We start from the raw sequence: 8,274 nt of genomic DNA on the forward strand, positions 1-8,274 counted from the left end.
CATCTGACTCGCCACGGGGGCACTCATGATCAAAAAGTATTGGTCGGCATTGTTGTTTGGCGCTGCGGCATGGCTGTGGGGCGCGTCGGCCTACGCGGGCGCCGTTGACGATGCCGTACGGCGCGGGGTGCTCAAAGTGGGTACCACGCCGACTTACGTGCCGTTTGAAATGACGGATAAACAGGGCCGCATCGTCGGTTTTGAGGTCGATTTGCTACGGGCCATGAGCCGCGCGCTGGGTGTCGAACTGGAATTGGTTGCCGTGCCTTATACCGAATTGCTGTCGGGATTGAAGGCGGATAAGTTCGACTTGATCGGCAGTGGCATGACGGTCACACAGGAGCGCAATCTCAAGCTGAATTTCAGCGACTCCTTTATCGTGGTCGGCCAGACTGCACTGCTGCACCCTCGCCTGGCCGGCACGGTCGCCAGTATCGAAGATCTGGACAACGCAGGTTACAAGGTTGCCACCATCGAAGGCACGACTGGGCAGGCCGCAGCCAAGCGATTTCTAGGGGCCGCCCGGCTGAGCAGTTTCGCCACGCCGGAGGAGGGGTTGCGCCAGGTGGCTGCGGGCAAGGTCGATGCGTTTATCCATGACGCGCCCTTCAACCTGATTGCCGCAAGCCGCCCAGAAAATAGCGCGCTGCTGGCGCTCGAACAGCCCTTCACCTTTGAGCCCCTGGCGTTCGGCCTGAAAAAAGGTGATTACGACAGCCTTAACTGGATCAACCACTTCCTCAACCAGGTCGCCCAGGACGGCACCTATGATCGGCTGTACGACAAGTGGTTCAAGGACACCGCCTGGATGGCGGAGGTGGACTGAAATTCATAACTGCTTACACATCCGTCAATCGCCGTCCTGGCCCGCGCACGTGTCTACTGCTGCGCTTTGCTGCACCGCTGTGGGGCTTTTCCGACATACGCCGACAACAAATACCCGTGAAACCTTTGTGACAAGAGACGAGTGGGTTAGGATCGCACCCCGAAATGGTGCAGCCCTTTTGCGCGCCGACCTCATAAGAATCGTTCAGGGGACTTGATGATGAAAAAGTATCTTTCGATGCTGCTGCTAGGCGTCACCGCGCTGGTCGCGGCCAATGCGGCCCAGGCCGGTGCCATCGATGATGCGGTCAAGCGCGGCACACTCAAAGTCGGCATGGACCCGACCTACATGCCGTTCGAAATGACAGACAAACGCGGCGAAATCATCGGCTTTGAAGTCGACATCCTCAAGGCCATGGCCAAGTCCATGGGCGTCAAGCTGGAGCTGGTGTCCACCGGTTACGACGGCATCATCCCGGCCTTCCTCACTGGCAAGTTCGACATGATCGGCAGCGGCATGACCCTGACCCAGGAACGCAACCTGCGTCTGAACTTCAGCGAACCCTTCATTGTGGTCGGCCAGACCTTGCTGATCCGCAAGGACCTGGAAGGCACCATCAAGTCCTACAAAGACCTGAACGACGAGAAGTACCGCCTGACCTCCAAGCTGGGCACCACCGGTGAGATGGTCGCCAAGAAACTCATTTCCAAAGCCAAGTACCACGGCTACGACAACGAACAGGAAGGCGTGCTGGACGTGGTCAACGGCAAGGCCGATGCCTTCGTGTATGACGCACCGTACAACGTGGTCGCCGAGAAGAAAGTCGGCAACGGCAAGTTGGTGTTCCTCGACGAACCCTTCACCTTCGAGCCCCTGGCGTTTGGCCTGAAAAAAGGCGATTACGACAGCATCAACTTCATCAACAACTTCCTGCACCAGATTCGTAACGACGGCACCTACGATCGCATCCATGACAAGTGGTTCAAGAGCTCTGAGTGGCTCAAGGACATGGAATAAAGGTTTAGACCGAGTCGCGCCCTTCGCGAGCAAGCCCGCTCCCACATTTTGACCGCATTTTCATGTTGGAACTCGTTCAAGTGTGGGAGCGGGCTTGCTCGCGAAGACGGCCTGACAAGCAACACAAATCGCGGAATTTGAAATGAAACAGAAAAAAGCCCAATGGCCCTGGCACCTGCTGACCGTAGTCGTGCTGGTTGGCCTGGCCGGCGCCTTGTACTACGCCACCTCGCTGATGTCCTACGAGTGGCGCTGGAACCGTGTGCCGCAGTACTTCGCCTATCAGGCTGAAACGTCCCAGCGTGCGGCGGATATCTCCACCGTGGTCGAGCTGGTGCGCAAAGGCGATGTGGCCGAAGTGACCCTGCGCAACGATGCGGGTGTCGAGCAAAAGCTCACCGTGGCCGACAACAGCCTGCAAGTGGCCCGTGGCGACGATGTGGCTGAAGGCGATGTGGTAGGCGTGACTCGGCAATGGGCACTGGGGCCGTTGATGTGGGGCTTGTGGACCACGCTGTGGTTGTCGGTGGTATCTGGCATCCTGGGCCTGGTGATCGGGCTGGCGACCGGCTTGTGCCGCTTGTCCAGCAACCCGACGCTGCGGGATCTGTCGACGATCTACGTCGAGCTGGTGCGCGGTACGCCGCTGTTGGTACAGATCTTCATTTTCTATTTCTTTATCGGCACGGTGCTCAACCTGTCCCGGGAGTTTGCCGGGATCGCTGCGCTGTCGCTGTTCACTGGCGCTTACGTGGCAGAGATCGTGCGCGCTGGCGTGCAGTCGATCACCCGTGGCCAGAACGAAGCCGCCCGCTCCCTGGGCCTGAGCGCCAGCCAATCGATGCGCCATGTGGTGCTGCCGCAGGCGTTCAAACGCGTACTGCCGCCGTTGGCCGGGCAATTTATCAGCCTGGTCAAAGACACTTCGCTGGTCTCGGTAATCGCAATCACCGAGCTGCTCAAGAGCGGCCGCGAAGTGATCACCACCTCGTTCTCGCCGTTCGAGATCCTGTTCTGTGTGGCAGGCTTGTACCTGCTGATCAACCTGCCGCTGTCGAAAATGGCCAGCCGGCTTGAGCGGAGGCTCGCGCAAAGTGATTGAAGTCCGCGATCTGGTAAAAGTCTTCGATACCCGTGGCCAGGTGGTGCGCGCGGTTGACCACGTGACCACCCAGGTGGCCAAGGGCGAGGTCCTGGTGGTGATCGGCCCGTCGGGTTCGGGCAAGTCCACGTTCCTGCGCTGCCTCAACGGCCTGGAGGAGTTTGACTCGGGCTCTGTGAGCATCGACGGCCTGCAACTGGCCGACCCGAAAACCGATGTAAACGCCTACCGCCGTGAAGTCGGCATGGTGTTCCAGCACTTCAACCTGTTTCCCCATATGACCGTGCTGGAAAACCTCTGCCTGGCGCAAAAAGTCGTGCGCAAGCGCGGTAAGAAGGAGCGTGAAGCCAAGGCCCTGGCACTGCTGGAAAAGGTCGGCATTGCGCAAAAGGCCAACGAGTTTCCATCGCGCCTCTCCGGCGGCCAGCAGCAACGGGTGGCGATTGCCCGCGCCCTGGCGATGGAGCCCAAGGTGATGCTGTTCGACGAGCCCACCTCGGCGCTGGACCCGGAAATGGTCGGCGAAGTGCTGGACGTGATGAAGACCCTGGCCCTGGAAGGCATGACCATGGTTTGCGTCACCCACGAAATGGGCTTTGCCCGCGAAGTGGCCGACCGGGTGCTGTTCTTCGATCACGGCAAGCTACTCGAAGACGCGGCCCCGGCCGAGTTCTTCGATTCGCCCAAAGACCCCCGTGCCCAGGCCTTCCTACGGCAGGTCCTGTAACGCCATGCGAGTCAGTTAAGGACAGGGGCTGTACCTGTGGCGAGGGAGCTTGCTCCCGTTGGGTCGCGAAGCGGCCCCGCTCTTTGTATAAAAGAATGGGACTGCTGTGCAGTCCAACGGGAGCAAGCTCCCTCGCCACAGGCTATCCGATCGCTTGACGGGCCGGCCCGGCTCACCAAAAAGTCTTTGTGAGCGTCACAGACGGAATTTGCCCACCAGGGTTTGCAGGTCCTGGCTCAGGCGGTTCAACTGAACACTCGCCGCCGCCGTCTCCTCACTGGCGGCGGCGGTCTGTTCGGACACATCGCGCACCTTCAACACACTGCGATTGATCTCCTCAGCCACCGCGCTTTGCTCCTCGGCGGCGGCGGCGATCTGTGGNTGGCTCAGGCGGTTCAACTGAACACTCGCCGCCGCCGTCTCCTCACTGGCGGCGGCGGTCTGTTCGGACACATCGCGCACCTTCAACACACTGCGATTGATCTCCTCAGCCACCGCGCTTTGCTCCTCGGCGGCGGCGGCGATCTGTGGGTTCATTTCCTGGATGATCGACACCGTGCGTGCGATCTCGGCCAGTGCGTCACCGGCATCGCGGGTTAGGCTGACGCTGTTGTCGGTCAGGTTGCGACTGCTGTCCAAGCTGCCGGCCACCTGCCGGGTGCCGTTGTGCAGGCGCTGGATCAGGCCTTCGATTTCCTCGGCAGACTCCTGGGTACGTTGGGCCAGGCTGCGAACCTCGTCGGCCACCACGGCAAAGCCTTCGCCGGCGCTACCGGCCCGTGCCGCTTCGATGGCGGCGTTCAAGGCCAGCAGGTTGGTTTGCTGGGACACCGACTTGATCACGTCCAATACGCTGCCGATCTGCTCGCTTTCTTGCTGCAGCGCCGTCATGGCCTGGCTGGAAAGCGCCATCTCGTTGGCCAACTGGCCGATTTGCTCAATCGCCCGGCCGACCACCTTGTCACCGGCATCGGCCTGGCGGTCCGCCTCGGTGGCCGCCACGGAAGCCTGTTCGGCATGCCGCGCTACTTCCTGGGCTGTGGCGAGCATTTCGTTCATGGCCGTGGCCACCTGATCGGTTTCGTCTTTTTGCCTATTGATCCCGTCGCGGGTCTGTTCAGTGACGCTGGATAGCTGCGTCGCCGCACTGGCAATCTGCCGAGCGCTGTCGCCGATACCACTGATCAGGTTGCGCAGGTTGCCGGTCATTTGCCCGATGCTCTGCTGTAATTTTCCCAGTTCGTCGTGGCGTTCTACGTGCATATCGTGGCTCAAGTCGCCCTTGGCGATACGGTTGGCGGCCGACAGGGCTTCGCGCAGGGGGACGGCGATCTGCCGGGCGATCCAAAAGGCCGCCAGTGTACCCAGCAGCAGCGCCGCGAGGGTGACGCCAATCAGCAGCGTGCGGGTGTGATTGGCCTCGTTGCTGCGCTTGACGGCCTGGCTTTGGCTAAGCATATCGCTGTGTTCCAGTAACTCGTCGAGCTGTTGTTCAAAGCGGTTTTGTACTGTTTCCGTGTTCAGTTGGGCTTCTTTGAGTTTGAGCAGGTGTTCGCGGAAATTGGCAAGGTCGGTTTTGAGCAGGGTGGAGTCGACCGGCAGTTGGCTCACGGTCGCCTGTGCCAGCGCCATGGCGTCCAGTGCCTTGTTAACCGTCTCACCGTAGGCGTCCAATGATTGCGCAGCCCAGGCAGGGCTCTGGGTGTGGTCGTTGGCTTGTTCCATGGCATGGCGCAGGTTCTCGATGGCATCCAGGGCTTTTTGATCGTCCTGGTCAGGCAGTTCGCTGGCGAGTTGGGCGAGGGTGTCGCTGTTCTGGAGCACGGCTTTTTTGATCGGCCTGCGGCTGTTTTCCCGCTGCTCGATCAGTGGCGGCAGTTGCACAATAGCCGTCTTGAACGCCTCGATCAGGCGCCTCCCGTCCTCGACACGCTGCAGGTCGGCCGGGTCTCTGAGGTGGGTCGAAAGATACGTCAGGTTTTCTTCGATTTTTTCGATCCGATGACTGACTTTGCCCAAGCTGACAGTGTCTGTCAGGGTGCGATACACGATGCGGTCGGCGCGCATGGCCTCGGCGGTCACCGCCAGTTGCCCCAGCACCGTCAGGTTGCTTGATCGAAACAATGCGGCATTCAAGGCCTGCCAGCCTGTGGCCGCGATGGCCAGGCTGAGTAACAGGACTTGCCCAAAGCCCAGGGCGAGCTTGAGGCGCACGCTGACGTTGTCCAATAGGCGAGGCAGCCGAAGCGACATGATTGACCTCCAAATCTGAATAAGCGTTTCGTGACAAAAGAAACGTTAATTCGATTTGGAGTGATGCCGGGCTGATAACTACGTAGGAAATTTCACAAGTTGCAGATCAGGTGCGGAAACGTCCGACCAAGGTTTGCAGGTAGATACCCAGGCGCGCCAACTCGGCACTGGACGCGGCGGTCTCTTCACTGGCCGACGAGGTCTGTTCCGACACATCGCGCACGTTCAGCACGCTGCGGTTGATCTCCTCAGCCACGGCGCTTTGTTGCTCGGCGGCGGTGGCGATCTGCGAGTTCATGGCCTGGATCGTCGAGACCGTGCGGGTGATGTTGCCCAGCGCGGCACCGGCGCGGCGGGTCAGTTCGACGCTGCTGTCGGTGAGGCCACGGCTGTTGTCCATGATAGTCGCCACTTGCTGGGTGCCGTTTTGCAAGCCAACGATCAGTTCTTCGATCTCTTCGGTGGACTTCTGGGTGCGCTGGGCCAGGCTGCGCACTTCATCGGCCACCACCGCGAAGCCACGCCCGGCTTCACCCGCCCGTGCCGCCTCGATGGCGGCGTTGAGGGCCAGCAGGTTGGTTTGCTGGGCCACGGATTTGATCACGTCGAGCACGCTGCCGATTTTGTCGCTTTCACGCTTCAGGTCGCCCATGGCCACCGTGGAGTTGCCGACTTCGGTAGCCAGCCGCTCGATCTGCGCGATGGCTTCACCTACTACCTTGTCGCCTTCACGGGCCTGCTGGTCAGCGGCTACGGCCGCTTCGGAAGCTTCCTCGGCATTGCGCGCCACTTCCTGTACCGTCGCGGCCATTTCGTTCATGGCCGTGGCCACTTGGTCGGTCTCGACTTTCTGGCTGTTTACACCGGCGCTGGTCTGCTCGGTCACCGCCGACAACTGCTCGGCAGCGCTGGCGATCTGGGTGACACCGTCGCTGATGCCGCCGATCAGTTCGCGCAGGCCCACGCTCATGCTTTGCATGGCGCGTTGCAGTTGGCCCAGCTCGTCCTGGCGCGTGGAGTTGAGGTTGTGGCTCAGGTCGCCGGAGGCGACGCGTTCGGCCACCTGGAGCGTCTGGTTCAGCGGAATAATGATTTGGCGGGTGATGGCCCAGGCGGCCACCAGGCCGAAGACCAGCGCTAGCACGGTGGCCAGCAGCAACAGTTGCTTGGCCTGGGCGGCGTCATTGTCACGCACCACGGTCTGAGACGCGGTCAATTTTTTACTGCGGTCGAGCAAAATGTCGCCTTGCTCGGCCATGATCTTCATGGCGGCGGCGCTGGCCAACTGGGAGTCACGGTATTGGCTGACGGCTGCGCGGTAGGCTTGCAGCGAAACGCTGGCCTGCTGCAGGTTGGCGGCGTACTGCTCGGGCAATTGGCCGTTGAGGTCGGCGATTTTTTTCAGGGCGTTATCGATGGCGTCCAAGGCCGGCTGTTCAGCCTCGACCTTGCCGCTGTAGGTGTAGCCGCGCACCTGGAAGCGCGCTTGCTGGATCAGCTTGCTCAGGTCGACCACGCTGTTGAACTGGGAAACGCTGTCACCTTGCAGCAGGGATTTTTCGACTTCACCCACCTTCACTACGGCGTTGTCAGCGGTGTCGCCCAGCTTGCTGCGCGCGTTTTCACGGTTGGCACCGGCCTGGACCATGGCCTCGAATGCACGTCGGTATTGGTCGATGGCCACCAGTTGATCATCCACCAGCCGGTTATCGTCGGGCTGGTCGATCATGGCGTCGGCGGTTTTCAGGCCGTTTTCCAATTGCACCAGCAGGGTATTGACTGCCGTCGGGCCTTGTTCGCCACGGCGCATTTCGTAGTCCAGGCGGGCCAGGCGCAAGTCTTTGGTCAGCTCGTTGACGCTGGAGATGAAACCCAGCTTGTCGCCCCGGCTGATCACACCGCTAAGGCCGGTCCAGCCGGTGAAGGTGATCATCAGTGTGAGCAGCAGTACCAGGCCAAAACCTACGCCCAGCTTCGATTTGACGCTGACATTCCCCAGCTTTTCGGCTAACCAACGATACATGCTGCGAACTCCCCTGGAACAAGGCTTGGACTTATTCAGAGCTTATCGGCAGCGTAGGTGTCTTCTGTAGGAATGAGGGTGAAATGTGGGTGTGATGTGTTCAGTTTCCCGACCTGACACAGATCAAAATGTTGGAGCTGGCTTGCCTGCGATGACCATAGGTATCTACACAACGATTGAACCTGACCGACCCCGAAGCTCTGGCTCTGGCTCTGGCTCTGGCTCTGGCTCTGGCTTTTGATTTGGCTTTTGATCTTGATCTAAGCGCCCCGTTAAACCACGCTGGCCGAACGCAGGCTTGAATCCGTGGGTAACCCGGCAGGACG

5 protein-coding genes and 2 pseudogenes are annotated in these 8,274 nt (G+C 60.4%); 4 read left to right on the forward strand and 3 right to left on the reverse strand.

Going from position 1 to position 8,274, the window contains the following annotated elements; translation table 11 throughout:
* Window positions 1-25 precede the first annotated feature (25 nt).
* From ACLD1Y_RS28005 to ACLD1Y_RS28020, 4 genes are all read left to right on the forward strand, one after another.
* Window positions 26-826, forward strand: coding sequence for a transporter substrate-binding domain-containing protein (locus ACLD1Y_RS28005; protein WP_429480927.1), 801 nt, complete (start codon window positions 26-28; stop codon window positions 824-826).
* Between the two features lie 219 nt (window positions 827-1,045).
* On the forward strand, window positions 1,046-1,843 hold the full coding sequence (locus tag ACLD1Y_RS28010) for a transporter substrate-binding domain-containing protein (RefSeq protein ID WP_122485613.1): 798 nt from the start codon (window positions 1,046-1,048) through the stop codon (window positions 1,841-1,843).
* A 142-nt stretch (window positions 1,844-1,985) separates the two neighbouring features.
* Entirely contained in the window at window positions 1,986-2,945 is a 960-nt protein-coding gene (locus tag ACLD1Y_RS28015; RefSeq protein ID WP_429480928.1) for an amino acid ABC transporter permease, read from the forward strand.
* Window positions 2,938-3,672, forward strand: a complete 735-nt coding sequence (locus ACLD1Y_RS28020) for an amino acid ABC transporter ATP-binding protein (RefSeq protein WP_429480929.1) — start codon at window positions 2,938-2,940, stop codon at window positions 3,670-3,672. Before ACLD1Y_RS28015 ends, ACLD1Y_RS28020 begins: the two co-directional genes overlap by 8 nt.
* 470 nt (window positions 3,673-4,142) lie before the next feature.
* On the opposite strand, the pseudogene ACLD1Y_RS28025 reads toward ACLD1Y_RS28020, so the two are convergent.
* From ACLD1Y_RS28025 to ACLD1Y_RS28035, 3 genes and pseudogenes are all read right to left on the reverse strand, one after another.
* Window positions 4,143-5,925: pseudogene (locus tag ACLD1Y_RS28025) on the reverse strand (methyl-accepting chemotaxis protein); the annotation flags it as partial.
* Between the two features lie 106 nt (window positions 5,926-6,031).
* Window positions 6,032-6,904, reverse strand: coding sequence for a methyl-accepting chemotaxis protein (locus ACLD1Y_RS28030; RefSeq protein ID WP_429480935.1), 873 nt, complete (start codon window positions 6,902-6,904; stop codon window positions 6,032-6,034).
* Window positions 6,890-7,948, reverse strand: a pseudogene (locus ACLD1Y_RS28035) (methyl-accepting chemotaxis protein); the annotation flags it as partial. The pseudogene ACLD1Y_RS28035 and the gene ACLD1Y_RS28030, both read right to left, overlap by 15 nt.
* Between the last annotated feature and the right edge of the window lie 326 nt (window positions 7,949-8,274).

The sequence above is a fragment of the Pseudomonas sp. 18175 genome (assembly GCF_050432925.1).
Taxonomy (GTDB): domain Bacteria; phylum Pseudomonadota; class Gammaproteobacteria; order Pseudomonadales; family Pseudomonadaceae; genus Aquipseudomonas.

Excerpts from the sequence above, each read along its gene's own strand:
- ACLD1Y_RS28005 (WP_429480927.1), top strand. The coding sequence starts at position 26 with ATGATCAAAAAGTATTGGTCGGCATTGTTGTTTGGCGCTGCGGCATGG.
- ACLD1Y_RS28010 (WP_122485613.1), top strand. The coding sequence starts at position 1,046 with ATGAAAAAGTATCTTTCGATGCTGCTGCTAGGCGTCACCGCGCTGGTC.
- ACLD1Y_RS28015 (WP_429480928.1), top strand. The coding sequence starts at position 1,986 with ATGAAACAGAAAAAAGCCCAATGGCCCTGGCACCTGCTGACCGTAGTC.
- ACLD1Y_RS28030 (WP_429480935.1), bottom strand. The coding sequence starts at position 6,904 with ATGCAAAGCATGAGCGTGGGCCTGCGCGAACTGATCGGCGGCATCAGC.